Consider the following 26,508-nt stretch of genomic DNA (forward strand, 5'->3'; position numbering starts at 1 on the left):
CATTAGACTCGGCGGCATGACTGCTGCGCCCGTCTCTGCCACCAACATCGACACCGCCTCCCTCGCCGAGGTGGATCCCGAGGTCGCCGCGGCGATGGCCGGCGAGCTGGGACGCCAGCGCGACACCCTGGAGATGATCGCGTCGGAGAACTTCGTTCCCCGCGCGGTGCTCCAGGCGCAGGGCAGCGTCCTCACCAACAAGTACGCCGAGGGTTACCCCGGTCGTCGGTACTACGGCGGGTGTGAGCACGTCGACATCGTCGAGGATCTGGCTCGGACCAGGGCGAAGGAGCTCTTCGGTGCCGAGTTCGCCAACGTGCAGCCGCACGCGGGCGCCCAGGCCAACGCCGCCGTTCTCATGGCTCTGATCAACCCGGGCGACAAGATCATGGGTCTGGACCTGGCGCACGGCGGCCACCTGACGCACGGCATGAAGCTGAACTTCTCGGGCAAGCTCTACGAGGTCGAGTCCTACGGTGTGAGCAAGGAAGACCACCGCATCGACATGGACGAGGTGCGCAAGCAGGCGCTGCACGCACGCCCACAGGTGCTCATCGCCGGATGGTCGGCCTACCCGCGGCACCAGGACTTCGCCGCGTTCCGCTCCATCGCCGACGAGGTCGGTGCGCTTCTGTGGGTCGACATGGCGCACTTCGCCGGGCTCGTCGCCGCCGGTGTGCACCCGTCGCCGGTGCCCTACGCGGACGTCGTGTCCTCCACCGTCCACAAGACCCTCGGTGGGCCCCGCTCGGGCATCATCCTCGCCAAGAAGGAGTGGGCGAAGAAGCTCAACTCCGCGGTGTTCCCCGGCCAGCAGGGCGGTCCGCTCATGCACGCGATCGCGGCCAAGGCCGTCGCCTTCAAGATCGCCGGCACTCCCGAGTTCCGGGAGCGTCAGGAACGCACCCTGCTCGGTGCGTCGCTGATCGCGGAGCGGCTGACCGGCGCCGACGTCTCCGACAAGGGTGTCTCGGTGCTGACGGGCGGAACCGACGTCCACCTCGCGCTGGTGGACCTGCGCAACTCGCAGCTCGACGGCCAGCAGGCCGAGGATCTGCTGCACGAGGTCGGCATCACCGTGAACCGCAACGCGGTGCCGTTCGATCCGCGCCCGCCGATGGTCACCTCCGGTCTGCGTATCGGTACCGCGGCGCTCGCGACCCGTGGGTTCGGCGAGGCCGAGTTCACCGAGGTCGCCGACATCATCGCGACGGCGCTCGCCACCGGCGAGGCCACCGACGACCTGCGTGGTCGCGTCAGCACGCTCGCCCACGACTTCCCGCTGTACGAGGGACTCGAGGGCTGGGGACTGCTGGGCTGATCCGACATGCGGCTCACCGTGGCGGGTCTGCAGACGGCGGGGTCACCGGGTGACGTCGACGCCAATCTCACGGAACTCGACGAAGCCGCGGGGGCGGCTCTGGCGCGCGGAGCCGACCTCCTGGTCACGCCGGAGATGTTCGTGACCGGGTACGACATCGGCGATCGCCTCGGTGAGCTGACGTCACGGGACCTTCTCTCCGAGGTGTGCGCACTGGCGCGCCGCCGCGGCATCGCGCTGCTCGTGGGTCTGCCGGAGACCGAGGCGGGAGCGGTGTACAACACGGTCGCACTCGTCGATGCGGACGGCAGTGTGATTGCGCAGCACCGCAAGTCGCACCTCTACGGTGAGCTCGACCGGGAGTGGTACTCGCCCGGGCTCGACTCGGTGACGGTCGTCGACTTCCGCGGGGTGCGGCTCGGTCTGATGATCTGTTACGACGTCGAGTTCCCCGAGAACGTCCGAGCCGCGGCCCTCGCGGGCGCGCACGCCCTGCTCGTTCCCACCGCGCAGATGGTGCCGTTCACATTCGTGGCCGACGTCGTCATCCGCACGCGCGCATGGGAGAACCAGCTCTACGTCGCGTACGTCAACCACGTCGGAACCGAGCGCGCCACCACCTACGTCGGCCGTAGCAGCATCGTCGGCCCCGACGCCGAGGTGATCGACCGACTCGACGACGAGACCGGCCTGATTCTCGGCACGGTGGACACCGAGGTCGTGGCGGCGGCCCATCGAGACAACCCCTACCTGGTGGACCGCCGCCCCGGCCTCTACTCGTCGATCGTCCGCGACCTCAGTCGCGAGTGAGCGGCAGTCCCGCGCGGCCCAGGAAGTCGAGGATGTCCGACTCGACCTCGCTGCGGTTGGTTTCGTTCAGGATCTCGTGCCGCGCACCGGGGTAGACCTTCTCCTCGAACGACGGGCCGCGCAGCGAGCGCATCGCCTCGGTCGTCGGCTCCAGCGGCACCAGCTGATCGTCGCCGCCGTGCAGCCACAACGTGGGCTGGTCGCCGAGAGTGCCGGAGGACGCCACCGTCTCCACCGCGGCCGTGAAGGTCTCGAGGGTGACGCGCGCGAAGGGGCCGTGGAAGACCAGCGGGTCCGCCTGGTAGGCGGCGCCGACCTCGGGGTCGCGGGACAGCACGGACGGGTCGATCGGGATCTCGGGGATCTCGTCCATCGACAGCAGCATCGAGAAGGCCGGGTTCTGCCCGACCAGCGGACCGGACAGCACGAGTGCCGCCAGCTCGCCGGGGTGGGTCTGCGCGTAGCGCGTGGCGATGAGACCACCCATCGAGTGGCCCAGCAGCATCACCGGTAGATCGGGGTGCTCGCCGCGGGCGATGTCCGCGATCGAGTGCAGATCGGCGACGATGCCGTCCACGTCCGTGATCTCGGCGGGCGTCCCGTCGGACCGCCCGTGCCCGTGATGGTCGGGGGCGTACACGGCCGCTCCGGCCGACGTCAGGGTCGACGCCAGGTGGCCGTAGCGACCCGAGTGTTCGCCGTACCCGTGCGCGAGCAGCGCGACGAATCCCGGCGTGGTGGACGGCCAGGAACGGTAGGCGACGGTGCCGTGGGTTCCCCTGAGCTGCTGCATTTCCTGCGCGTTCTGCATCGGCCGAAGTTAACACCGTGGCCTTCGGCCCCGTGCGCCTTTTGCGTACTCCTGGATGCGCGAAAGGCGCACGGGCGTGTAACGCAGAGTTCACCCACACGTCCCCACGTGTCGCCGAGCCTGCGCCCCCGATCCGGTCTAGCGTCAGCAGTGCGGGTGGCGGGGAAGCCGTCCGTACGGGAGGTCCTCACACATGACTGAGTCATTCGGTCGGGAGGGGCCGGCCCCGGTCCCTGCGGTGTCGGGATCGACCGGTCCAGCGATCGACGGATGCGCGGTGACCGCGCGTCCTTAGGAGCCCCACGTGACTGCAGCTCGCTCCGGTTCTTCCGTCCGCACCTACGTGCTGGACACCTCGGTTCTGCTCTCGGACCCCTGGGCCGTGACTCGGTTCGCCGAGCACGCGATCGTCCTTCCACTTGTCGTCATCAGCGAGCTCGAAGGCAAGCGGCATCATCACGAACTGGGGTGGTTCGCGCGCGAGTCGTTGCGGATGCTCGACGACCTGCGGATCCGCCACGGGCGCCTCGATCAGCCCGTGCCCATCGGCACCGAGAACGGCACCCTGCAGGTCGAGCTCAATCACACCGACCCCGCTGTGCTTCCCGTCGGCTTCCGGACCGACTCCAACGACTCGCGGATCCTCGCGTGCGCACTGAACCTCGCCGCCGAGGGCAAGGACGTGGTGCTGGTCAGCAAGGACATCCCGCTGCGCGTCAAGGCCGGTGCGGTGGGTCTGCCGGCCGACGAGTACCACGCTCACGACGTCGTCCCGTCGGGATGGACGGGCATGGCCGAGATCGAGGCGTCGCGCGCGACCATCGACGGCCTGTTCGCCGAGGGATTCGCCGACATCGACGAAGCGCGAGAGTTGCCGTGCCACACCGGTGTTCGACTGCTCGGCGGCACGTCCAGCGCGTTGGGTCGGGTGACGGCGAACAAGCAGGTGCAGCTGGTGCGCGGCGAGCGTGAGGCGTTCGGCCTGCACGGCCGGTCCGCCGAGCAGCGCGTCGCCCTGGATCTGCTGCTCGACGAGAGCATCGGCATCGTCTCGCTCGGCGGGAAGGCCGGCACCGGTAAGTCCGCGCTCGCGCTCACCGCGGGCCTCGACGCGGTGCTCGAACGACGGACCCATCGCAAGGTCGTCGTGTTCCGGCCGCTGTACGCGGTCGGCGGCCAGGAGCTCGGCTACCTCCCCGGCAGCGAGAGCGACAAGATGGGCCCGTGGGCGCAAGCGGTGTTCGACACGCTCGACGGTCTCGCGAGTCCGGAGGTCATCGAGGAGGTCACCGCACGCGGCATGCTCGAGGTGCTGCCGCTCACGCACATCCGCGGACGGTCGCTGCACGACTCGTTCGTCATCGTCGACGAGGCGCAGTCGCTGGAACGCAACGTCCTGCTGACGGTGCTCTCGCGGCTCGGCACGGGATCACGCGTGGTGCTCACGCACGACGTGGCACAGCGCGACAACCTGCGGGTCGGACGCCACGACGGTGTCGCCGCCGTGATCGAGAAGTTGAAGGGGCACCCTCTCTTCGCCCACATCACGCTGACCCGTTCGGAGCGCTCGCCCATCGCCGCACTGGTCACCGAGATGCTCGAGGAGTTCGGGCCGGCCTGAGTCACCGTTCGCGCCGGGCGGCACGGACCGCCCGGCGCGGTGTGACGCCGAACTATCACCGACCTCTTTGTCAGGGAGATCACCGGAATCCGCGCCGCGCGGTCCGAAGGTTCGGAGTGGACACCTACGGCCGTTATGCTGCTGTGATGCCGAAGAGTGACCAGGACCTGTTGAGCGAGCTCGAAGCCGATGCCGCGCACCTGCTGCAGAAGCACATCGACGCTGCTCGGGACTGGCAGCCCCACGACTACGTTCCGTGGGACTCGGGTCGCAACTTCGCGTTCCTCGGCGGCGAGGACTGGTCTCCGGAGCAGGTGACGCTCGGTGACGCCGAGGTCGTCGGTGCCACCGTCAGCGTGCTGGTCGCCGACAACCTGCCCGAGTACCACCGCGACCTGGCGTTCGCTCTCCGGAGCAGCGACGTCTGGTGGAAGCTGATCGGCCGGTGGACCGCGGAGGAGAACCGGCACGCCATCGTGCTGCGCAACTACCTCATGACGACTCGCGCGGTCGACCCGGTGGATCTCGAGCGTGTGCGCATCGAGCACATGACCACCGGCTACTCCGCACCGTCTCTGCACGTGCTGCACATCCTCGCCAAGTTCGCCCTCGACGAGCGCGCAGCGGCCGTGCGCCACCGTCGCGCCTCCGCGTCGTCGCAGGACGCTCTCCTGTCGAGCATCCTCGACCGCATCGCCGAGGACGACGAGCTGCAGACCACGCTCTTCACCGACCTGGTCTCCGCCGCGATCCGCGTCGATGCCGACGGCGCCGTCCGCGCCATCGCCGACACCGTCGCGTCCTTCTCGGTCCCCACCGTCGATCTCCCCGGCCGCGGCGGCAGCGCCGAACTGCTCGCCGGCATCGGGCTCTACGACCGCACCATCGAGACCGAAGAGGTGATCAAGCCCCTGCTCGAGGCGTGGAACGTGTTCACCCTCGACGGCCTCGGCGAGGACGGCCTCGCGGCCCGCGCAGAGCTCGAGAGCGCACTCGCCACTGCCGCGTCCTGATCAGCGCGTGATCGCGAACCCGCCCACCACCACCGGCTGACCGGCACCGACGAAGTACACGGTGCCGTTCCAACGGTTCGGGTTCACGGCGTCGCGCGTCATCTCGTCGTGGAAGACGGCTCCGAAGGCGGGGGACAGGCGCGAGTAGTCGACGTGGACCACGTCGGCCCCGGTCGCGATGCTCGGGGCGCGGTAGACGTCGCCCGGGATCGCGTTGACGCCGAGAAGTCGGTTGACCGTCGTGTCGCCGGTGATGGTCTTGCCGTCCCACAGCGGGACGGGAGCGCCTTCGGGCGTGGTGCCGACGTAGACGCCGTCGGGAACGGGTCCGGCGGACGCCAGTGCGGGGGCGGCCAGCGCCGCGCCGATCGCGGCGGCGCCGCCGAGGAGTGCCACTGCAGTTCGTGTCATGACACGTCACACTCCTCCTGATCGCCCCGCACCACAGCGTTTCGCCGTGATGCGGGGCGGGGAGTGCTGGGTCAGTCCTGGACCTTGGCCATCGCCAGGACGTCGAGGCGCTTGTCGAGTTCTTCTTCCGACAACTTCTCGGGGACGAGTCCACGCTCGAGGACGACCTCGCGAATGGTCTTCTTGTCCTTCAAGGCCTGCTTGGCGACGGCCGCAGCTTCCTCGTAGCCGATCGCACTGTTGAGAGGTGTCACGATGGACGGCGACGACTCGGCGAGCTGCTTGAGGTGCTCCTCGTTGGCGACGAGGCCGTCGACACACTTGTCGGCGAACAGGCGGGAGACGTTGGCGAGCAACGTGAACGACTCGAGCAGGTTGCGCGCCATCATGGGAATGTAGACGTTGAGCTCGAAGGCTCCGGCTGCGCCGCCCCATGCGATCGCCGCGTCGTTGCCGACGATCTGCGCCGCCACCTGGGTGGCCGCCTCGGGGAGAACCGGGTTGACCTTGCCGGGCATGATCGAGCTGCCGGGCTGCAGGTCGGGGAGCCGGATCTCGCCGAGACCGGTGAGCGGGCCCGACCCCATCCAGCGGATGTCGTTGGCGATCTTGGTCAACGAGACGGCGATGGTGCGCAGCGCGCCCGACGCCTCGACCAGACCGTCACGAGCCGCCTGGGCCTCGAACGAGTTCTTCGCCGCGGTGAGGGCGTCGACACCGGTCGACTTCACCAGCTCGGTCACGACCTTCGGGCCGAAGCCGTCGGGGGCGTTGAGACCCGTGCCGACGGCGGTGCCGCCGATGGGGAGTTCGCCGAGGCGGGGGAGCGTGGACTGCACGCGCTCGATGCCGGCCTCGATCTGACGTGCGTAGCCGCCGAACTCCTGGCCGAGCGTGACGGGCACCGCGTCCATGAGGTGGGTGCGGCCCGACTTCACGACGGTCTTCCACTCGGTCGCCTTGGCCGCCAGAGCGGTGTGCAGGTACTCGAGGGCCGGGATCAGGCTGGTGACCGCGGCCTCGGTCGCGGCGACGTGCGTCGCGGTGGGGAACGTGTCGTTGGACGACTGCGACATGTTGACGTGGTCGTTGGGGTGCACCTCGACGCCCGCGTTCTTCGCGATGCTCGCGATGACCTCGTTCGCGTTCATGTTGGAGCTGGTGCCCGAGCCGGTCTGGAACACGTCGATGGGGAACTGATCGTCGTGCTTGCCGTCCGCGATCTCGCCGGCCGCCGCGATGATGGCGTCGGCCTTGTCCGCATCGAGCAGACCCAGGTCCTTGTTGACCTGTGCACATGCGGCCTTGAGCAGCCCCATCGCGCGGATCTGGGTGCGCTCGAGGGGGCGGCCCGAGATGGGGAAGTTCTCGACGGCGCGCTGTGTCTGCGCACGCCACAGCGCGTCGACGGGTACGCGAACCTCTCCCATGGTGTCGTGCTCGATGCGGAACTGCTGATCGTTGTCTGTCATGTACCTCGTGCCTCGGTAGATGGGTCGGGAAGTCGGAGTGCGCGTCAGAAGGACGGGACGGCGCCGGAGGTGTCCCCGTCGAAGTCCACGGACGAATACTCCCGCAGTTTGTTCAGCTGGTGGTACGCGTCGATCATCCGCACGGTGCCCGACTTGGAGCGCATGACGATGGACTGCGTGTGGGCACCGCCGCCGGAGTAGCGCACTCCGCGCAGCAGATCGCCGTCGGTGACGCCGGTCGCGGTGAAGAAGACGTTCTCCCCGGCGACCAGATCATTGGTGTTCAGGATGCGATCGAGATCGTGGCCTGCGTCGACGGCCTTCTGGCGCTCGTCGTCGTCCGTCGGGGCGAGCCGGCCCTGCAGTGCTCCCCCCATGCAGCGCATGGCCGCCGCGGCGATGATGCCCTCGGGCGTGCCGCCGGTGCCGATCAGGATGTCGGTGCCCGAATCGGGGCGGGCGGCCGCGATGGCGCCGGCGACGTCACCGTCCGAGATCAACCGGATGCGGGCACCGGTGTCGCGGATCTGCTGCATCAGCTCGGTGTGGCGGGGACGGTCGAGCACACACACGGTGACGTCCGAGGACGACCCCTTCTTGATCTTCGCGATCCGGGCGATGTTCTCGGCGACCGGAGCAGTGATGTCGATGGCATCGGCGTAGTCGGGGCCGACGGCGATCTTCTCCATGTAGAACACGGCCGACGGATCGAACATCGCACCGCGCTCGGCCACCGCGAGCACGGAGATCGCGTTGGGCATGCCCTTGGCCATCAGCGTCGTGCCGTCGACGGGATCGACGGCGAAGTCGACCTCGGGACCGTTGCCGTTGCCCACCTGCTCGCCGTTGTAGAGCATGGGCGCCTCGTCCTTCTCGCCCTCTCCGATGACCACGACGCCGCGCATCGACACCGAGCTCACCAGCTGGCGCATGGCGTCCACGGCAGCGCCGTCGCCACCCTCCTTGTCGCCGCGGCCGACCCAACGTCCGGACGCGAGCGCCCCGGCCTCGGTGACGCGGACGAGTTCGAGCGCGAGGTTTCGATCCGGCGCCATCTGCGTGGGAACGTCGGGGTTGGCCGTCATGGGGCTGTGCCTCCTTGCACATGGCGCGGTTCGCAGCCCGACTGACGGGCGTCGTCCGCACGGAATGAACATCGACTCGGGCGAAAAAGACTCGGCGTGATTGTCGCACTAGTCGCACGGCCCCGGCCTGCCGGGGGAAGCGCGGAGCTGCGCGGATGGCGAGCCCCCGCGCGCTCGGTGCGATACTGGAGAGGTGGCCGACAAGAAACCCAGGTACCTGCAGAACAACAAGGACATGGCCTGGTCCCTGATCCCGCTTCTTCTCGCATGCCTGGTGATCGCGGCCATCGCCGGTCAGTGTTCGTTGCGTGTGGGCGGCCCCGAGGCGGGTGAGGTTCCTCGCATCGATCTGGGGGCGTCCCTGCAGGCGGACGCGAATGCGCTGACCTTCCCGGTGCGCAGTCCCGACGTGCCCGATCAGTGGATCCCGAACTCGGCGAACCGTGGCCCTGTCTCGGGCTCGGAGTTCCAGTCCAGCACCGTCGGCTTCGTCACCGAGAACGGCAATTTCCTCTCGCTCACCCAGAGCGACGCCTCCGAGGACGAGCTGGTCCGCTCGAGGACCGAGGGATCACGGGTGTCCGCCGGCGGCGCGGAGGCCATCGCCGGGCTGAACTGGGTGGTCTACGGCAACGACGACACGGAACCGTACTGGGTGGCCGATCTCGGCGACACCCGCGCGATGCTCACCGGTTCCGGGTCGCAGGAGGAGTTCGTCGCGCTGGCATCCGCCACGGCGACGGCTCCGGTACTCGACAAGCGCTGACGCGCTCGCTCACTCCTCGTCGCGGGCCAGCGCCTTCTCGATGCGCGTGCGCGCGCCGGCCAGGTGCTGCTCGCAGTGCGACGCCAGTGCTTCGCCGCGCTCCCACAGCGCCAGTGAGGCATCGAGATCCAGGCCGCCCTGCTCGAGCAGCTTGACCACGTCGACCAACTCGTCGCGCGCGTCCTCGTAGCCCAGCTCGGCGATCGGTGTCTCGTTCATGAGTCCCCATGCTGCCTCGAGAGTCCGACAGCGGACGAGTCAGGTGGCGGAACTGCGACCCATCGTGACGGCCGTGACCACGCCGTCCGCGACGCGGACCCGGAGCTGCGTACCCGGCGCGGCGTCGTCGACCGACCGGAGCACCTCGGGGTCGGATCCGGGGACCATGCGCTGCACCACCGAGTAGCCCCTCGCCAGAGTCGCCGCCGGTCCGAGCGTGGTCAGACGCGCGCGCATGTGCTCCACCGTCATCGCCTCTCGCGACACCGCGCGCTCCACGTCGCGGCGGACGACGCGGCGCATCTCGGCGATCTCCTCCTCGCGGCGGGCGACCGCGTAGAGGGGATCGGCCAGCACGGGCCGGTGCCGCAGGGCGTCCAGTGCGCGCGCCTCGCGCTGCACCCAACTGCGGAGCGCTGCGGCGCTGCGGCTCCGCAGCTCGGCGACCAGTTCCCGTTCGGCCACGGCGTCGGGCACGACGAGCTTGGCGGCATCGGTGGGGGTGGCCGCACGAAGATCCGCCACGTGATCGCTGAGTGGACTGTCCGGTTCGTGTCCGATGGCGCTCACTACGGGCGTCGTCGCACGGGAGATCGCGCGGCAGAGCGCCTCGTCGGAGAACGGCAGCAGATCCTCGACACTGCCGCCGCCACGGGCGAGTATCACCACGTCGACCGTGGGGTCCTCGTCCAGCTCGGCCAGCGCGCGCAGGATGCCGGGCACCGCCGACGGGCCCTGCACGGGAGTGTTGCGTACCTCGAAGCGCACCGCCGGCCACCGCCGTTCCGCGACGCTGAGCACGTCCCGTTCGGCAGCACTGGCGCGTGCGGTGACGAGCCCGACGACGCGAGGCAGGAAGGGGAGCGGCCGCTTGAGTCGCGGATCGAAGAGTCCCTCGGCCGCGAGAAGACCGCGCAGGCGCTCGATGCGGGCGAGCAGCTCGCCGACTCCCACCGCTCGAATCTCCGTGGCGCGCAACGACAGTGTGCCGCGACCGGTGAAGAAACTGAGCTTGCCGTAGAGGATGACGCGAGCGCCCTCGGTCAACGGCACGGGAGAGTTCTGGATGAGCATCGGTGAGCACGTCACCGACAGCGACATGTCGGCGGACGGGTCGCGGAGCGTCAGGAACGCCGTGCGCGTTCCTGCACGCACCGAGATCTGCGTGATCTGGCCCTCGACCCACACGCTGCCGAGGCGATCGATCCACCCGGCGACCTTCGTCGCGACCGTGCGGACGGGGAGCGGGTTCTCGGCGGTGCTGGTGGCGGCCGTGGTCATCGTGGTCCGAGAATCACTTCGCTCGGGCGGTGGTGATGCGGTTCTCGAGCATGGTCCGGTACGGCGCGCGGTCCGAGGCCGACGTCTCGTACTCGAGAAGTGACGTGAGGTCCTCGACCGACAGCGACCGCAGACGGGCACGCAACTGAGCCAGCGTCAGGGCGTCGTAGTCGAGGTACTCCACGATCTCGGGAGTCGTGGTCGGCGCGGTCGCGAGAGCCGGGGCCGGAACGGGTTCGGTCGTCTCGATCTCCGACGGCGGGGTCGAGTACAGGGCGAACCGCCCTGCGGGCGCACCGGGCTCCGGCACGTCGATCTCTCCGGCCGGGTCACCGATCGGCTCGGGCTCGGTGGACAGCGGCACCTGCGTGTACCGCGCGGGTGCGACGTCCGCGTCGTCGTCGAAGGTCGCCCACTCCGCGGTCTCGACCGGGCGTGAGCCGATCAGGGAGAACACCTGGTCGCCCTTGATGGCCAGCTCGGTGACGGTCTGTTGCAGACGCATCGCGGTCTGGAGGACCTCGCTCACGGCGGTCATCGGCAGGGAGATGGCGGTGGTGGGGAGACGCCGAGCCTCCTCGACGACGGTCACGGCGATTCCGAGCGCGACGCGGGCGGCGAAGGGTGGACGGATCATGTCTCACAGAGTGCCCCACGTCGCGCATTTTTCCCAGTCGACGTGCGCGGGAAGCGACGCCCACCCGACTACCCGTATCCTCGTGGTATGTCTTCGGCTCTTCCGGTGTCCTCGTCCTCCACCACCTCCTCCGCCATCCCGCTCGAGCTGGGTATCGCCCGGCCGGCGGTCACCGGTGAGGTCTACGACGGCCCGCTGCGCGTTCTGCTCGCGGAGCCGCGCGGGTACTGCGCCGGTGTGGATCGAGCGGTGGAGACGGTCGAGAAGGCGCTCGAGAAGCACGGCGCCCCGATCTACGTGCGCAAGGAGATCGTGCACAACCGCCACGTGGTGGAGACGCTGTCCGATCAGGGCGTCATCTTCGTGGACGAGACCGACGAGGTGCCGGACGGCGCACTGCTCGTGTTCTCCGCGCACGGTGTATCACCGGCGGTCCACGAGTCCGCGGCCGCCAAGAACCTGCGCACCATCGACGCGACGTGCCCACTGGTGACGAAGGTGCACCAGGAGGCCAAGCGGTTCGCTCGCGACGACTTCGACATCCTGCTCATCGGCCACGAGGGTCACGAGGAGGTCGAGGGCACCGCGGGCGAGGCCCCGGACCACGTGCAGGTCGTGGACGGGCCGGATTCCGTCGACGCCGTCACCGTCCGGGACGAGAACCGCGTCATCTGGTTGTCGCAGACCACGTTGAGTGTCGACGAGACCATGACGACTGTCGCGCGACTGCGGGAGAAGTTCCCCAACCTGCAGGATCCGCCCAGCGACGACATCTGCTACGCCACCCAGAACCGTCAGGTCGCCGTCAAGGCGATGGCGCCCGAATGCGATCTCGTGATCGTGGTCGGGTCGACGAACTCGTCGAACTCCGTCCGTCTGGTCGAGGTCGCCCTCGCTGCGGGCGCGCGCGCGAGCTACCTGGTCGACTACGCCAAGGACATCGATCTCGCCTGGCTCGAGGGCGTCCGCACGGTGGGCATCACGTCCGGCGCATCCGTGCCGGAGGTGCTGGTGCGTGGAGTGCTGGACCTGCTCGAGACACATGGCTTCGGCGACGTGAAGTCGGTGACGACGGCCAACGAGACGCTGGTCTTCGCGCTTCCTCGCGAGCTGCGGACCACCAGCCGGGTGTGAGCCGACCGCGGCCGGGAGATCAGTCCCGGTCGCGGTAGCGCACCCGTGGTGCGGGGTACGGCGACAGATTCTCCGCACCGGTGCGCCGGGGTTCGTACGGCGTGGGTTCGTACCGGGGGCGAGCTTCCCGTGGGCGACCGTTGTCGGAAGCCGTGACCTGGCCCTCGTAGGCGCGCGGGGCGGGCCGAGCAGCGCGTGACTCCTCGCGCGGTTGCGGTGCGGCGGGCCGTGCACGCCGGGTGCGGTCGTGTCGAGCGTCGGGTGCGTCCGTCCGCGGTTCCTGGCGGGTCCTGCGGCGTTCCTCCGCCCGTCCCGCCGTCTCGCGAGTGGCGGGACGTTCGGAGCGCGACCGTCGGGGTGCGGCGTCACGCGCTGCCGCGGCCGGTCGCGCTGTGCGCGCCGGCTTCCGGACCGGAGTGGGGCGACGATCGAGCGCGAGCCGGGCGCCACCGACGCCGAGGACCAACAGCGTGGTCAGCGCCATGAGCGGGAAGCGATCGACGAGCGGCACGGCGACGGTCAGGACGATGTCCTTGATCGAGGTGCCCGCTCCGTCGGTGAGGATCTGGTATGCGATGGGGACGCCGAGGAACATGATGAGCGGCGGCTGCACCATGGCGGTGAAGAGTCCACGATGGCGGACCGCGACGACGGCGATGAGTGCACCGAGCACGTACAGGACGGCGAACGTCGATCCCAGTTCGTCGCCACGCATGGCATCGACGAGAAAGCCCAGGACGGCTGCGCCCACTGCCACCGCGACGGCGCCCCATGCGGGGATTCCGGGTACCGACGGCACAGCGGAGCGCTGGTCGAGAGGCACTCCCGAGCGTGCGCGTTGGGGGGAAGACACACAGCGAGGTTAGCGTTGATTCAACGACTTGCGTCGTCGGCATGCCCGCGACACGTCGACGAGGTGCCCTCCATCGCAGTCGCGGTCATGGTTCGTGGCCGCTGGTCCACACTCGTGACCTGCGGCGGTTCGCCGTCGAAGAGGGACATCTCGTGCAGCTTGCGTGCTGTGACGAAGACCCGGGCGTCCAACGATCCCGCCGCCGCGTTGAACGAGTCCACGGCCTTGCCCAGCTGTGATCCCAAGCGATCCACGTGGGCTCCGACCGTGCCGAGGCGCTCGTACAGCTCACGGCCCAGTACACGCACGCGAGCGGCGTCCTCGGCCAGTGCGTCCTGTTTCCACGTGTAGGCGACGGTCCGCAGCAGGGCGATGAGAGTGGTCGGGGTGGCGAGCACCACGTTGCGGGAGAAGGCGTGTTCGAGCAGGCTGCGGTCGCGCGTCAGCGCGGCATCGAGGAACGGATCGCCCGGAACGAAGAGGACGACGAATTCCGGCGACGGGTCGAACGCGTGCCAGTACTTCTTGTCGGCGAGCTGGTCGACGTGTGTGCGCAGGTGCTTGGCGTGGCGTTCGAGATGCCGATCGATGGTCTCGGGATCCTGCTCGGCGCTCGCGTCGAGGAAGGCGACCAGCGGAACCTTGGCGTCGACGACGATGCGCTTGCCACCGGCGAGCTTGACCACCAGATCGGGGCGCACGCCGGGTGCGGCGACCTGGGTGTCGAAGTCGCAGTGGCGCGTCATGCCGGCCAGCTCCACGACCCGCTCGAGCTGGATCTCGCCCCACCGGCCACGAATCTGTGGCGCCCGCAGCGCGGTGACGAGCTGGTCCGTCTGCGACGCCAACTGCCGCGAGGCGCGGTGCATCCCGGCGACCTGCTCGGTCAGTCCCGCGTATGCGTGAACACGGTCGCGCTCGACGAGCCGTACGTGTTCCTCGAGTGCGTCGACCGCCTCCCGCAGCGGGTCGACCAGGTGGGAGACCTGGTGACCGATGGCGCCGGAGTGGCGCCGCGCGGAGTCCTCGTTGAGCAGCGACAACGACCGCCGCAGCGTCTCCTCGTTGTCCGCGGAGACCGCGAGCCGCTCACCCGCACGGGCGAGTTCGACGTCGCCGCGTGCGGCCCGCAACCACCAGCCCAACCCCAGGCCGACGAGAAGGGTGACGAGAGTGGTCACGGCAGTGAGGGCGGTCATGAGGCTCACTATGAACCGGGGTACCGACACACCTTCGGCCCGAGCGTCTTTGTCGTAGGTCTCCGTTAGCGTCGGCGACATGAGAATCCTGCACACCTCGGACTGGCACATCGGGCGCACCTTCCACGGTGTCGACCTGCTGGCCGATCAGCGTCGTGCTCTGGAGGCTCTCGCCACCGTCGTCCGAGAACAGAGTGTGGACGTCGTCGTGGTCCCCGGGGACATCTACGACCGTGCGGTGCCCAATGCGGACGCGGTCCGGCTGTGCAACAAGGCATTCGAGGCCATCCGTGACGCGGGGGCCGTCATCGTCGCCACGTCGGGCAATCACGACTCGCCCGCCCGGCTCGGTGCCGGGTCGGCGTTCTCCGCTGCCGGCGGTCTGCATCTGTTCACCACCGTCGACGCCGTCGACCGACCGGTCGTGCTGGCGGACGAGCACGGTGACGTGGCGTTCTACGGCATTCCGTACCTCGAGCCGGACGCCACCCGCGCCGAGCTCGGGGTACCCGGCGCTCGTTCGCACGCCGCGGTGCTGCAGGCGGCGATGGGCCGCATCGCGGCCGATCTGGCGACGCGGCACTCGTCGGTCCGCTCGGTGGTGCTGGCCCATGCCTTCGTGATCGGCGGCGAGGGTACGGGTTCCGAGCGTTCGATCTCCGTCGGTGGCGTCGAGACCGTGCCGGCCTCGATCTTCGGCGGTATCGACTACGTCGCGCTGGGCCACCTGCACTCTCCGCAGACCATCGACGACCACATCCGGTACTCGGGATCGCCGCTGCCGTACTCGTTCGGCGAGCGTTCGCATCGCAAGGCTGCGTGGCTCGTCGACATCGACGGCTCGGGTGGCCGCGTCGTCACGCGTGTCGATCTGCCGGTGGTGCGGGGCCTGTCCGTCCTGGAGGGAACGCTCGAGGAGCTCTGCACGGAGAACCGGTTCGACTCCGCGACAGAGCATTACGTCTCCGCTGTGCTCATCGATGCGGTGCGGCCCGTCGACGCGATGCGCCGTCTGCAGGAGCGTTTTCCCCACGCGGTGCACCTCGAGTGGAAGCGCCCGGCCGGTGTCGATTCCGGGAGCTACCGCGAGAAGGTGCAGGGTAGGTCGGACCGTGAGGTGCTCAGCAGCTTCCTCGCGGACGTGCGCAGCGCGCCCTCGTCGTCCGAGGTCGAGCTGCTCGATCGTGCGGTCGAGAACGTCACAAGTCAGCGGGATTCGACGTCCGCATCGCCCGTCGAGCACGAGTGGGTGCGCTCGGCGTGAAACTGCATGCGTTGTCGGTCACCGCGTTCGGGCCGTTCGGCGGCACGGTCGACGTCGACTTCGACGATCTCGGGGCCGACGGCCTCTTCCTCCTGCACGGCCCCACCGGAGCGGGAAAGACGTCCGTTCTCGATGCCATCGCCTTCGCTCTCTACGGCGTTCTCCCCGGCTCGCGCCGAGAGAGTCGACGCCTGTTGTCGGATCACGCTGCGCCGGGTGTGGTTCCGCGCGTCGAACTCGACGCGACGTTGGGTGGCCGCCGCCTCACCATCGTCCGGCAGCCGGAGTTCCTGCGCCCCAAGCGGCGCGGGGTGGGAACCACGAAACAGAACGCCAAGGCGACGCTGACGTGGCACGACGGCCGGGGCGAGAACCTGACGCGCATCGACGAGATCGCGCTCGAGGTCGAGCGCCTGCTCGGCATGCGGGTGGACCAGTTCTTCCAGGTCGTCCTGTTGCCGCAGGGGGACTTCGCGCGGTTCCTGCGGGCGCGCAACGAGGAACGGGGTGCGCTGCTGGAGCAGTTGTTCGACACCGATCGGTTCCGCGACATCGAGACGTGGTTCCAGGATCAGCGTCGCGCCAGCGCGGAGCGTCTCGCCGGGCGATCGGAGTCCGTCGACAGACTGGCTGCCCAGGTGGCCACCGCCGCCGGCGTGGACCTCTTCACGGGCACCGACGTGGTGGAGTGGGGGACCGATCTTCTGGGCGGTGCCCGAGAGCTGGCCCGTGGGCGCACAGAGCATCTGCGGACAGCGCGCGCCGAACACGCCGCGTCTCGTGAGACCGCTCGGATCGCGCACCGCCGCCGGGAGGCACGCGAGCGGGGGGCCGCGGCAGCAGCGCGACTCACGGTGCTGGCGGACGGCGACGCCGAGCGCGCGCAGCAGATCGCTGAGCTGGACCGTGCGCGTCGGGCGCTGCCGGTGCGCGATCGCGCCGTCACCCTCGACCAGCACCGTCAGCGCGCGACCGCCGCCGCCGCGACGATGCGGCGCCGGGAGCGGGCGGCTGCCGAGACCGAGGCCTCCGTGCTGGTCGGGACGTTGTCGTGGCCGCCCCGTCCTGCCGATGCGGAGGTGCTCGATGCCGCGGTGCACCGGTGGAGCGGCGAGTGCGCGGTGCTGGACAGTGTCGCGGGCGACGAGTCCGATCGAAGGACGGCGGTGGCCGATCGGGAACGCGCCGTCGCCCGGGTGCGCGGTCTGGAGACGGACCTGCGGGCGGTACGGGTACGTCTCGACGCGGTACCTGCGGAGCGCGCGGCACTGGACGCCGAGCATCGAGTAGCCGTCGCGGCTCGTGCGGGTCTCGCCGGCCTGGAGGCGCGGCATCACGGCGCCGAGGACGCGGCACGCGCACACGTCGAGTGGGCTCGCGAGTCCGAGCGCCTCGCGGCGGCCGTGACGACGGCCGAGCGTGCCCGGACCCGCTACGACGATCTGCGCACGGAATGGTTGGACCTGCGGGAACGCCGTCTCGAGGGGATGTCCGCGGAGCTCGCGGCGGGACTCGAGGACGGCGCCCCGTGCGGAGTCTGCGGCGCGACGGAACATCCGGCGCCCGCATCTCCGACCGCGGGGCGGGTGTCCCGGGACGACGAGAACCGCGCGGGACAGCGGGTCGGTGCAGCCGAGGCGGAACGCACCACGGCGGACGCCGCGGTGCAGCGCTGCCGACAGCGTGTGGACGAGCTCGCGACCCGGTGCGCGGATCGCACCGCAGCGGAACTCGCGGCCGAACTGGACGCGGCCACGACGGCACTGGCGGAGGCGCGGCGTGCCGCGGATCGTCTCGCGGCGATCGACACCTCGCTGGCGGCGCTGGACGAGGAGACCGCAGGTCTGCGGGTGCGGGCCGATGCGATCACGACCGAACTGGGCGTCACTCGCGGGCGTACGGAGGCGCTGGAGACTCGGATCGCGGAGGCCACCGCGCGCATCACGGCCGCCGTGGGGACGACGTCCACCGTGGCGGAACGGCGTGCCGCACTCGACGCGGCCATCGCAGCCGCGGTGGCGTGGCGCGATGCTCGCCGCGACGCCGACTCGGCCGATCAGGCGGTGATGCGGCTCGAGACCGACCTGGTGGAGTGCGCGCGCGAGCACGGATTCACCGAGGTCACGGAAGCCCTGGCGGCGGTCCGTGACAGGGCCCGGTGCACGGTGCTGGAGAACGCCGTTCTCGACGCCGAGAAGCAGCGCTCCGCGGCTGCGGCCGTGCTCGCGGAGCCGGACGTGGCGGAGGCGATGGTGGGGGAGACCGTCGACACCGCTGCTGTCGATGCGGAGGAGATCCGACTGCGGGGGTTGCTGGACGAGGCCATCGCCTCGGCCGGAGACGCCGACAGTCGGCTACGCATGCTCGAGGACCTCGTCGCCCAACTGTGGGCCGCTGCGGACCGTCTGGGACCTGCCCACCTCGAGCACGCGGAACTCGAGCAGCTGGCGGAGGTGGTGGCCGGCAAGGGCGCCAACGCGCGTCGGATGTCGCTGCGGTCCTACGTGCTGGCCGCGAGGCTCGAGGACGTCGCCACTGCGGCATCCGTGCGCTTCCGGTTGATGTCGCAGGGACGGTTCGAGTTCGTGCACTCCGACGACGTGGGCCCGCGAGGCACCCGCGGCGGGCTGGGTCTCGACGTACGCGACGACTACACCGGGGTGGTCCGGTCGGCGGGCACCCTGTCGGGCGGCGAGGCGTTCTGCGCGTCGCTCGCGCTCGCGTTGGGTCTCGCCGACGTCGTCGCGGCCGAGGCGGGCGGCATCACCCTGGACACGATGTTCATCGACGAGGGGTTCGGAAGCCTCGACTCGGGATCACTGGACGCCGTCATGGGAGTCCTCGACGAACTCCGGTCCGGTGGGCGCACGGTGGGCATCGTCAGTCACGTCGACGAGATCCGTGACCGGGTGCCCTCACGCCTCGAGGTGATCCGCGAACGTCACGGATCCACGGTACGAGTGCACGCGGGAGTGTGACCGCTCAGTCGTCCTTCTTCTCGTCGTCCTCGTGCGTGTCGACGTCGATCGGAGTCGGTGCCACGTCGTCGGACTGGTCCGAGGGCGCCGGCGCGTATCGGGTCTTCTCGTCGTGGACGACGACGGGCGCGTCGTCACCGGGTGTGCCGAGATCGTCGTGGATGCGTTCGGCGATGTCGTTCGCGCCGGGATCCTCGTCGGACCGAAGTTCGATCTGCTCGTTGATGTAGCGCAGCAGCACCGCGGTGGCCGCAGCGACCGGGACCGCGAGGAACGCCCCGATGATGCCGAAGATGGAACCGCCGGCGGTGACGGCCAGCAGCACGATCGCGGCATGCAGGTTCATCGACTTGCTTTGCAGGATCGGCTGCAGGACATTGCCTTCGATCTGCTGCACGGCCAGGATGATCGCCAGGACGATGACCGCGGTGGTGAACCCGTTGGCCACCAGCGCGACCAGGACGGCGAGGGCACCGGCGACGAAGGCACCCACGATGGGGATGAAGCCACCGAGGAAGGTGAGCGTCATCAGCACCGGGGTCAGCGGCACGCCGAGGATCACCAGGCCGATGCCGATGAAGATCGCGTCGATCGCGCTGACGATGGCCTGGGTACGGATGAAGCCACCCAGGGTGTCCCACACTCGTCGGAGTACCTCGGCGAGATGACCACCGGCCTTGCGTCCGGCCAGTCCGTGCAGCCAGGGGAGGAAGCGCGGGCCGTCTTTGATGAAGAAGAAGCTCAGGACGAGCACCAGACCGAGCGTGACCAGGATCGACCCGGCGGTGGCGACGCCGGCGAAGACGCCCGAGGCGATCGCCGTGCCGCTGTCCTGCAGCTGCGTGACGATGGCTTCGACGGCGCTGTCGATCTGCTCGTCGTCCAGATTGATGGGCGGGCCCTCGAGCCACTCCTGGACCTGCGAGACGCCGAGGGTGGCACTGTCCGCGAGATCGGGAGCCTGGCTGATGACGGAGGGGACGATGAACGCGACCACACCGGCGAGAACCGCGAGGAAGCCGAGGAGTGTGGTCAGTGCGGCGAGCGCGGGCGGAAAACCGATGCGGCGCAGCAGCCTGGTGGGCGGCCAGAGCACCGTCGCGACCACCAGTGCCAGCAGAACCGGGAGCATGATCACCCACAGCTGGCCGACCAGCCAGCCGGCGATCCACAGCGCTGCCGAGACGACGAGGAGCACGGCCGACCACTTGGCCAGCCAGAGTCCGCCGGCGCCGAACAGGTCGCTGCGATCACGGCCCGACGCGGAGCCTGCGGAAGTGGTGGGCGCGTTCTCGCTCACGTGTGTCCTCTCGTCTGACGATGATGCGGCGAACGCAGAGTCGAACGCGCTGTGACTGTACCCGGGAAGCCGATTCCACACGCATGGCGACGGAGGGACTACCCGATGGTGAGCCCGCGGGCGAGAAGGGCAGTACGCCACAGGTGCATGGAGGCGTAGGACCGCCACGGTGACCAGTGGGCGGTGTCCGACAGATCGATGTCGAGGAGGGCCGCGCCCTGCCGGACCACCAGGTCGGTGTCGAGCAGCACGTCGGGGTCGCCCAGCAACCGCATCGACACGTAGCGGGCGGTCCACGGGCCGACACCGCGCAGTGCCAGCAGTGCACGCTCCTGGGTGGCCGCGTCGCCGTCGTGGCGCACGTCCACGGCGCCCGATGCCAGAGCGTCGGCCGTCGACGCGATCGCGGCGACCCGCCGCGCCGGACCGGTGAGGATCTCGGTGCCGCGTGTGGCCACGGCCTCGGGAGTGGGGAACAGGCGAGTGATGCCGTGGTCGGCTTCGCCCTCGTCGTCGCCCACCGGATCCCCGAGGGCCGCGACGAGCCGGGCGGTGTGCGTGGCCGCGGCACCGAGCGAGATCTGCTGACCGATCATCGTGCGAAGAAGCACCTCCGCGGCATCGAACGCCCCGGGAACGCGGATCCCCGGGGCCGCGGCCACCGACGCGGCGAGCGCAGGATCTGCCGCGAGCGCAGCGTCGACGGGAGCCGCGTCGACGTCCAGGGCCAGTACCCGCCGCACTCGGGACAGCGCGGTGGGGACGTCCGACTCGTCCCGGGCTCGCGTCTCCACCCGGACGACTCCCGCGCCGCCGTCACCCGGGACGAACCGGCAGGCGACTACGGCGGGGCCGTGATCGAGGCGCAGAGCCCGGCGGTAGACGCCGTCCGTGAAGGTCTCCATGCCCGGAACCGCGTGACCCGCCAGGAACCACCGCATCCACCCCGTGTCGTACGGAGCGGAGTACGGCAGCTCGGAGGTGTCGAGGGTCCAGCGCGGCGACGTCACCCCGTCATGATCTCAGCAGCAGCGTGCGCCCGGATTCGCGTCCGCCTCCGCATGACGTGCCTTCCAGTACTCGCGCTCGGACGGCACCGGATGCCCGGGATGGACCCGGTTCCGGTGCTCGACGAAACGCTCGTAGTCGTGATCACCCATGACGGAGGTGATCCACCACGTCGCGGCGCGAACGGACTTCAGGACGGCGTTCATGTCAGTGGCCCGTTCCCGGCCGACGGACCGTGCCGTCGGCGATGAGGACGTCCCACTCCGCCTGCACCGACTTCTCCGCCTCGGTGGGGAGGAAACCGCTGGGCGCGAACAGCTTCGACGGTACGTCCTCCTCCTCGCTGCTGGGCAGTCCACCGGCGCGGATCGCCTTGAAGCAGACGGCGAATCCGGCGAGCGCGACGATGAGGACGAGCACCGCGAAGACGATGGACAGCGTGCCCTGGATGAAGGTGTTGCGGATGACGGCGTCGATGGCCTCCGGTGTGGCGGCAGACCGGAACTCGGTGAGGCCCTGCGACTTCGCTTCCTTGAAGTCGCTGTGCTGCGCCCAGTAGCCGATGGCCGGAACGTCGGAGAAGATCTTCTGGTACGACGCCGTCATGGTGACCACGAGGTCGAAGGCCAGCGGCAGCGCGGGGATCCAGGCCCACTTCAGCAGACCCTTCTTCACCACGACGGTCAGGACGACCGTGAGCGCGATGGCGGCCAGCAACTGGTTCGCGATGCCGAACAGCGGGAAGAGCGTGTTGATGCCGCCCAGCGGATCGGTGACGCCCATGAGCAGGATGGCGCCCCAGGCGGCGACGACGATGACCGAGCAGATCCAGGCACCGACGCGCCACGACGGATCGCGGAACTTCTTCGCGCCGCCGCCGAGGTTGCCGAGCGAGTCCGACAGCATGAAGCGAGCGACACGCGTGCCTGCGTCGACGGTGGTGAGGATGAACAGCGCCTCGAACATGATCGCGAAGTGATACCAGAACGACTTCAGGCTCTCGCCGCCGAAGACCTGGTGCAGCACCTCGGACATGCCGAACGCGAGCGTGGGGGCGCCGCCGGTGCGCGAGATGATCGACTCCTCACCGACGTCCGTCGCGGCCTGCGACAGCTCGGCCGCGCTGACGTCCCCGCCTGACAGTCCGAGCCCGTTGACGTACGCCGCGGCGGTCTCGGGTGTTCCGCCGGTGAGTGCGGTCGGTGCGTTGAGCGCGAAGTAGATGTGCTGATCGAGAATGCAGGCGGTGACCAGAGCCATGATGGCGACGAAGGACTCGGTGAGCATGCCGCCGTAGCCGATCATCCGCATCTGCTTCTCCTTCTCGAGAAGCTTCGGCGTGGTGCCCGAGGAGATCAGCGCGTGGAAACCGGAGAGCGCGCCGCAGGCGATGGTGATGAAGAGGAACGGGAAGAGCGATCCGGAGAACGCGGGTCCGTTGCCCTCGCTGGCGAACGACGTCATGTCCGGCATCTGCAGGACGGGTCGAGCGATGAGGATGCCGACGGCGAGCAGCACGATGGTGCCGATCTTCATGAATGTCGACAGGTAGTCACGCGGGGCGAGCAGCAGCCACACGGGGAGGATCGACGCGGCGAGACCGTAGGCGATGAGCAACCACGCGACGGTGACCTTGGACAGCGTGAACCAGTCAGTGCCCCATTCGGTCTCGGCGACCCAGCCGCCCGAGATGATGGCGAGCAGCAGCAGGACGACGCCGATGAGGGAGACCTCGGAGACCTTGCCCGGGCGAAGGTACCGCAGGTAGACGCCCATGAAGAGGGCGATGGGAATGGTCAGTGCGATGGAGAAGACGCCCCACGGGCTCTCGGCGAGTGCGTTCACGACGACGAGTGCGAGCACCGCGATGATGATGATCATGATGACGAAGACGCCGATGAGGGCGGCGATACCGCCGACCACGCCGAGCTCCTCGCGGGCCATCTGACCGAGGCTGCGGCCGCGTCGGCGCGTGGAGATCCAGAGCACCAGGAAGTCCTGCACCGCGCCGGCGAAGACGACGCCGATGATGATCCACATGGTGCCGGGCAGATATCCCATCTGCGCAGCGAGGACGGGACCGACGAGGGGACCGGCGCCCGCGATCGCGGCGAAGTGGTGGCCGAACAGCACCCGACGGTCCGTCGGCATGTAGTCCTTGCCGTTCTCCAGGATCTCGGCGGGTGTGGCCCGATCGTCCCGCGGATGGACGATGCGGTTCTCGATGAGGCGTGCGTAGAACCGGAACGCGAAGATGTAGGTGCAGACCGCCGCGACGACGAACCACACCGCGTTGACCTGCTCGCCGCGGATCACGGCGATGACGGTCCAGGCGACGGCGCCCAGCAGACCGATGATGACGAAGACGATGCGTTTGGGCACCGTCATCGGTGAGCGGTCGACGACGCCCACGGGGGGAAGGTCGTCGTCGGTCTTGAGGAACTCGACGTGCGAGTTCCCCCTGTCGGACACGGCAGTCATCTGCGGGCTCCTGGCATGCGGTGGAGGGGCGGCGATCATCGTGTGATCGCAGTCACTGTAAGCAGACCGACCGACATTTCGTGCGGTTGTGAGCCTGGCGTGTGCGGATCGTTGCGCCGAGCGGTCCGGGACCGTCGCCGAACGTCACGACATGACAACGAGACCCCACTCGCGCGCCCCGACTGCCTACGATGCTCGTGTGTCAGACCACCCCGAGTACCCGCAGCAGCCGTACACCGGTTCGTCGTACGAGCCCGACCTGACGAAGGGGCCGACGGACACCGGAGCGTTCCCGACCAGTGGAGCCTTCCCGCAGCAGCAGCAGCCGAGTTATCCCCAGCAGCAGTACGGCCCGCCGCCGCTGCCGCCGACCAACGCCGGCTGGGCCGCCGCCGCGCTGATCTTCTTCTGGCCGCTGGCGTTCTCGGCGTTCAACCACTCGAGCTCGGTGTTCCCGCGGTGGTCGCTGGGCGACTATCAGGGTGCGCACTACGCGTCGGAACGCACGAAGCAGCTGGGCAAGTACTCGCTCTACATCTTCGTGGGGCTCTTCGCGCTGTTCATCCTCTTCTACGTGCTGCTCATCGCCTTCGCGATCTCGGCGGGATCGGGCACCGACTACACGTACTGACAGGGCGGTCGGGGGCGGCACGTAGACTCTCCTCCCTGTGAGCCTCACCCTCGGAATCGTCGGACTGCCCAACGTCGGCAAGTCCACCCTGTTCAACGCGCTGACCAACAACGACGTGCTGGCGGCGAACTATCCGTTCGCCACCATCGAGCCGAACGAGGGCGTCGTACCGTTGCCGGATCCGCGGCTGAACGAGCTGGCCAAGATCTTCGGTTCCGAGAAGATCCTTCCGGCGCCCGTCACGTTCGTCGACATCGCCGGCATCGTGAAGGGCGCGTCCGAGGGCGCCGGCCTGGGCAACAAGTTCCTCGCGAACATTCGTGAGGCCGACGCCATCTGCCAGGTCGTGCGCGTGTTCGCCGACGACGACGTGGTGCACGTCGACGGCAAGGTCGATCCGGCCGCCGACATCGAGGTCATCGAGACCGAGCTGATCATCGCGGACATGCAGACCCTCGAGAAGGCGATCCCGCGTCTCGAGAAGGAAGTTCGCACGCAGAAGGATCGCGCGCCGATGGTCGCCGCGGCCAAGGAAGCGCAGACGATTCTCGACAGCGGCACGACGCTGTACTCGGTGAAGGACACGTTCGACGCGTCGTCACTGCGTGAGCTCAATCTGCTCACCACCAAGCCGTTCCTCTACGTCTTCAACGCAGACGAGTCGGTGCTCACCGACGACGCGAAGGTCGCCGAGCTGAAGGCTGCTGTCGCACCCGCCGACGCCGTGTTCCTCGACGCCAAGATCGAGTCCGAGCTCGTCGAACTCGACGACGAATCCGCGATGGAGCTGCTCGAGAGCATCGGCCAGACCGAGCCCGGCCTGCACGCCCTGGCCCGCGCCGGCTTCCACACCCTCGGACTGCAGACCTACCTCACGGCGGGGCCGAAGGAGTCCCGCGCGTGGACCATCCATCAGGGCGACACCGCACCCCAGGCCGCCGGTGTCATCCACACCGACTTCGAGAAGGGCTTCATCAAGGCCGAGGTCGTGTCCTACGACGACCTCGTCGCCGCCGGATCCATGGCCGCCGCCAAGTCGGCCGGCAAGGTCCGCATCGAGGGCAAGGAATACGTCATGGCCGACGGCGACGTGGTGGAGTTCCGCTTCAACGTCTGAGCGGGACTGCTACCGCCAGCCCAACTCCGGCGCCACGTGGGTCAGAACCGACTCGATCAGGTGCGCGCAGTACTCGACGCCGAGCTGGTTGGGCACGGTCAGGAGCAGCGTGTCGGCCGCGGCGACGGCTTCGTCCTTCGCCAGCTCCGCGATGAGCTTGTCGGGTGTCCCCGCATAGGTCTTGCCGAATCGGGCGATGCCGCCGTCGATGTAGCCGACCTGATCGCCGCTTCCGCCCTCACGGCCGAAGTACGCGCGATCGACGTCGTCGACGATCGGGAAGATGCTGCGGCTGACGGACACTCGTGGTTCGAAAGAGTGTCCGGAATCTGCCCACGTCTTACGGAAGCGCTCGATCTGTTCTGCCTGCAGCTCGTGGAACGGCACGCCGGTGTCCTCGCTGAGCAGAGTGGAGCTCATCAGGTTCATGCCCTGCTGCGCCGTCCACTCGGCGGTCGCCCTGGTGCCTGCGCCCCACCAGATCCGCTGGCGCAGACCCTCCGAGTGGGGTTCGAGGCGCAGCAGGCCGGGCGGATTGGGGAACATCGGTGACGGGTTGGGCTCTGCGAAGCCGTTGCCCTCCAATAGGTCCAGAAAGATGCGGGTGTGGTCGCGGGCCATGTCGCCGCTGTCGGAACCCTCGGCCGGCGCGTATCCGAAGTAACGGAACCCGTCGATGACCTGCTCGGGCGATCCCCGGCTCACGCCGAGCTGCAGTCGGCCGCCGGAGATCAGGTCCGCCGATCCTGCGTCCTCTGCCATGTAGAACGGGTTCTCGTAGCGCATGTCGATGACGCCTGTGCCGATCTCGACGCGACTGGTCTTCGCGCCGACCGCGGCGAGCAGGGGGAAGGGCGACGCGAGCTGGTTCGCGAAGTGGTGAACGCGGAAGTAGGCCCCGTCCGCGCCGAGCTCCTCGGCGGCGACGGCGAGGTCGATCGACTGCAGCAGGACATCCGACGCGGAGCGCGTCTGCGAGTGCGGCGACGGTGACCAGTGCCCGAACGACAGGAACCCGATGTTCTTCATGCACCGGAGAACGCTGAGGGCGCCCGAATATTTCCCTTCCGACGGCTGCCACTGTCGCCTAGCGTGG

24 protein-coding genes are annotated in these 26,508 nt (G+C 69.0%); 10 read left to right on the plus strand and 14 right to left on the minus strand.

All coding sequences use genetic code 11. The features are described from left to right. Nucleotides 1–16 precede the first annotated feature (16 nt). Together glyA and HQ314_RS12745 are read left to right on the plus strand one after the other, a co-directional pair. Entirely contained in the window at nt 17–1,321 is a 1,305-nt protein-coding gene (glyA, locus tag HQ314_RS12740; RefSeq protein WP_222650245.1) for a serine hydroxymethyltransferase, read from the plus strand. A 6-nt stretch (nt 1,322–1,327) separates the two neighbouring features. Then, entirely contained in the window at nt 1,328–2,131 is an 804-nt protein-coding gene (locus HQ314_RS12745; protein WP_222650246.1) for a carbon-nitrogen hydrolase family protein, read from the plus strand. Here the strand turns inward: HQ314_RS12745 and HQ314_RS12750 are convergent. After that, nucleotides 2,118–2,942, minus strand: coding sequence for an alpha/beta hydrolase (locus HQ314_RS12750; protein ID WP_261781646.1), 825 nt, complete (start codon nt 2,940–2,942; stop codon nt 2,118–2,120). The two genes, HQ314_RS12745 and HQ314_RS12750, sit on opposite strands and share 14 nt — an antisense overlap. A 304-nt stretch (nt 2,943–3,246) precedes the next feature. Here HQ314_RS12750 and HQ314_RS12755 point away from each other — a divergent pair, with 304 nt between their 5' ends. After that, on the plus strand, nt 3,247–4,563 hold the full coding sequence (locus HQ314_RS12755; protein WP_027503928.1) for a PhoH family protein: 1,317 nt from the start codon (nt 3,247–3,249) through the stop codon (nt 4,561–4,563). 146 nt (nt 4,564–4,709) lie between these two features. Further along, nucleotides 4,710–5,576 (plus strand): acyl-ACP desaturase, encoded by an 867-nt coding sequence (locus HQ314_RS12760; RefSeq protein WP_027503927.1) that lies wholly within the window; start codon nt 4,710–4,712, stop codon nt 5,574–5,576. Here the strand turns inward: HQ314_RS12760 and HQ314_RS12765 are convergent, their stop codons facing one another. The 3 genes from HQ314_RS12765 to glpX all read right to left on the minus strand — a co-directional run bounded on the left by HQ314_RS12765 (nt 5,577) and on the right by glpX (nt 8,544). Next, the gene (locus HQ314_RS12765; protein ID WP_155956898.1) at nt 5,577–5,987 is read right to left on the minus strand and encodes a hypothetical protein; all 411 of its coding nucleotides are present in this window, start codon (nt 5,985–5,987) and stop codon (nt 5,577–5,579) included. It lies immediately after the preceding gene. A 71-nt stretch (nt 5,988–6,058) separates the two neighbouring features. Then, nucleotides 6,059–7,459 carry a class II fumarate hydratase gene (locus HQ314_RS12770; protein ID WP_027503925.1) on the minus strand — a complete coding sequence of 467 codons (1,401 nt, stop codon included), beginning with the start codon at nt 7,457–7,459 and terminating at the stop codon, nt 6,059–6,061. Nucleotides 7,460–7,503: 44 nt separating this feature from the next. After that, complete coding sequence (glpX, locus tag HQ314_RS12775) at nt 7,504–8,544, minus strand: class II fructose-bisphosphatase (protein ID WP_222650247.1); 1,041 nt, start codon at nt 8,542–8,544, stop codon at nt 7,504–7,506. 193 nt (nt 8,545–8,737) lie between these two features. Between glpX and HQ314_RS12780 the strand changes: the two genes are divergently transcribed. Then, complete coding sequence (locus HQ314_RS12780) at nt 8,738–9,310, plus strand: DUF4245 domain-containing protein (RefSeq protein ID WP_222650248.1); 573 nt, start codon at nt 8,738–8,740, stop codon at nt 9,308–9,310. Between the two features lie 9 nt (nt 9,311–9,319). Here HQ314_RS12780 and HQ314_RS12785 read toward each other — a convergent pair whose 3' ends face one another. The 3 genes from HQ314_RS12785 to HQ314_RS12795 are packed head-to-tail and all read right to left on the minus strand — an operon-like array spanning nt 9,320 to nt 11,447. Further along, the gene (locus HQ314_RS12785) at nt 9,320–9,529 is read right to left on the minus strand and encodes an exodeoxyribonuclease VII small subunit (RefSeq protein WP_222650249.1); all 210 of its coding nucleotides are present in this window, start codon (nt 9,527–9,529) and stop codon (nt 9,320–9,322) included. 39 nt (nt 9,530–9,568) lie between these two features. Continuing rightward, nucleotides 9,569–10,810: an exodeoxyribonuclease VII large subunit gene (gene xseA, locus HQ314_RS12790; protein ID WP_222650250.1), complete on the minus strand. Its 1,242-nt coding sequence runs from the start codon at nt 10,808–10,810 to the stop codon at nt 9,569–9,571. 13 nt (nt 10,811–10,823) lie between these two features. Beyond that, nucleotides 10,824–11,447: a lipid droplet-associated protein gene (locus HQ314_RS12795; protein ID WP_222650251.1), complete on the minus strand. Its 624-nt coding sequence runs from the start codon at nt 11,445–11,447 to the stop codon at nt 10,824–10,826. Between the two features lie 87 nt (nt 11,448–11,534). On the opposite strand from HQ314_RS12795, the gene HQ314_RS12800 reads away from it, so the two are divergent. Beyond that, on the plus strand, nt 11,535–12,581 hold the full coding sequence (locus tag HQ314_RS12800; RefSeq protein ID WP_051612934.1) for a 4-hydroxy-3-methylbut-2-enyl diphosphate reductase: 1,047 nt from the start codon (nt 11,535–11,537) through the stop codon (nt 12,579–12,581). A 19-nt stretch (nt 12,582–12,600) separates the two neighbouring features. Here HQ314_RS12800 and HQ314_RS12805 read toward each other — a convergent pair whose 3' ends face one another. Together HQ314_RS12805 and HQ314_RS12810 are read right to left on the minus strand one after the other, a co-directional pair. Beyond that, nucleotides 12,601–13,434, minus strand: coding sequence for a DUF6542 domain-containing protein (locus tag HQ314_RS12805; RefSeq protein WP_261781647.1), 834 nt, complete (start codon nt 13,432–13,434; stop codon nt 12,601–12,603). Between the two features lie 20 nt (nt 13,435–13,454). Continuing rightward, on the minus strand, nt 13,455–14,633 hold the full coding sequence (locus HQ314_RS12810; protein ID WP_222650252.1) for a DNA recombination protein RmuC: 1,179 nt from the start codon (nt 14,631–14,633) through the stop codon (nt 13,455–13,457). A gap of 79 nt (nt 14,634–14,712) precedes the next feature. On the opposite strand from HQ314_RS12810, the gene HQ314_RS12815 reads away from it, so the two are divergent. Next, nucleotides 14,713–15,897 (plus strand): exonuclease SbcCD subunit D, encoded by a 1,185-nt coding sequence (locus tag HQ314_RS12815; protein ID WP_222650253.1) that lies wholly within the window; start codon nt 14,713–14,715, stop codon nt 15,895–15,897. Continuing rightward, complete coding sequence (locus HQ314_RS12820; protein ID WP_222650254.1) at nt 15,894–18,875, plus strand: AAA family ATPase; 2,982 nt, start codon at nt 15,894–15,896, stop codon at nt 18,873–18,875. Before HQ314_RS12815 ends, HQ314_RS12820 begins: the two co-directional genes overlap by 4 nt. Before the next feature lie 4 nt (nt 18,876–18,879). On the opposite strand, the gene HQ314_RS12825 is transcribed toward HQ314_RS12820, so the two are convergent. The 4 genes from HQ314_RS12825 to HQ314_RS12840 form a co-directional block, all read right to left on the minus strand. Next, nucleotides 18,880–20,175, minus strand: a complete 1,296-nt coding sequence (locus tag HQ314_RS12825) for an AI-2E family transporter (RefSeq protein WP_082544615.1) — start codon at nt 20,173–20,175, stop codon at nt 18,880–18,882. Nucleotides 20,176–20,273: 98 nt separating this feature from the next. Next, entirely contained in the window at nt 20,274–21,185 is a 912-nt protein-coding gene (locus HQ314_RS12830; RefSeq protein WP_308119387.1) for an AlkA N-terminal domain-containing protein, read from the minus strand. 12 nt (nt 21,186–21,197) lie between these two features. Next, the gene (locus HQ314_RS12835) at nt 21,198–21,389 is read right to left on the minus strand and encodes a YbdD/YjiX family protein (RefSeq protein ID WP_051612930.1); all 192 of its coding nucleotides are present in this window, start codon (nt 21,387–21,389) and stop codon (nt 21,198–21,200) included. Between the two features lies 1 nt (nt 21,390). Further along, nucleotides 21,391–23,664 (minus strand): carbon starvation CstA family protein, encoded by a 2,274-nt coding sequence (locus HQ314_RS12840; RefSeq protein ID WP_222650255.1) that lies wholly within the window; start codon nt 23,662–23,664, stop codon nt 21,391–21,393. 199 nt (nt 23,665–23,863) lie between these two features. Between HQ314_RS12840 and HQ314_RS12845 the strand changes: the two genes are divergently transcribed. Beyond that, nucleotides 23,864–24,295, plus strand: a complete 432-nt coding sequence (locus tag HQ314_RS12845; protein WP_308115714.1) for a CD225/dispanin family protein — start codon at nt 23,864–23,866, stop codon at nt 24,293–24,295. Between the two features lie 37 nt (nt 24,296–24,332). Beyond that, the gene (gene ychF / locus HQ314_RS12850) at nt 24,333–25,412 is read left to right on the plus strand and encodes a redox-regulated ATPase YchF (protein WP_027503913.1); all 1,080 of its coding nucleotides are present in this window, start codon (nt 24,333–24,335) and stop codon (nt 25,410–25,412) included. Between the two features lie 9 nt (nt 25,413–25,421). Here the strand turns inward: ychF and HQ314_RS12855 are convergent, their stop codons facing one another. Then, nucleotides 25,422–26,441: an LLM class flavin-dependent oxidoreductase gene (locus HQ314_RS12855; RefSeq protein WP_222650257.1), complete on the minus strand. Its 1,020-nt coding sequence runs from the start codon at nt 26,439–26,441 to the stop codon at nt 25,422–25,424. Nucleotides 26,442–26,508: the final 67 nt, after the last annotated feature.

Origin of the sequence: Rhodococcus sp. BP-332, assembly GCF_019836065.1 — a bacterium.
Taxonomy (GTDB): Bacteria; Actinomycetota; Actinomycetes; order Mycobacteriales; family Mycobacteriaceae; genus Rhodococcoides.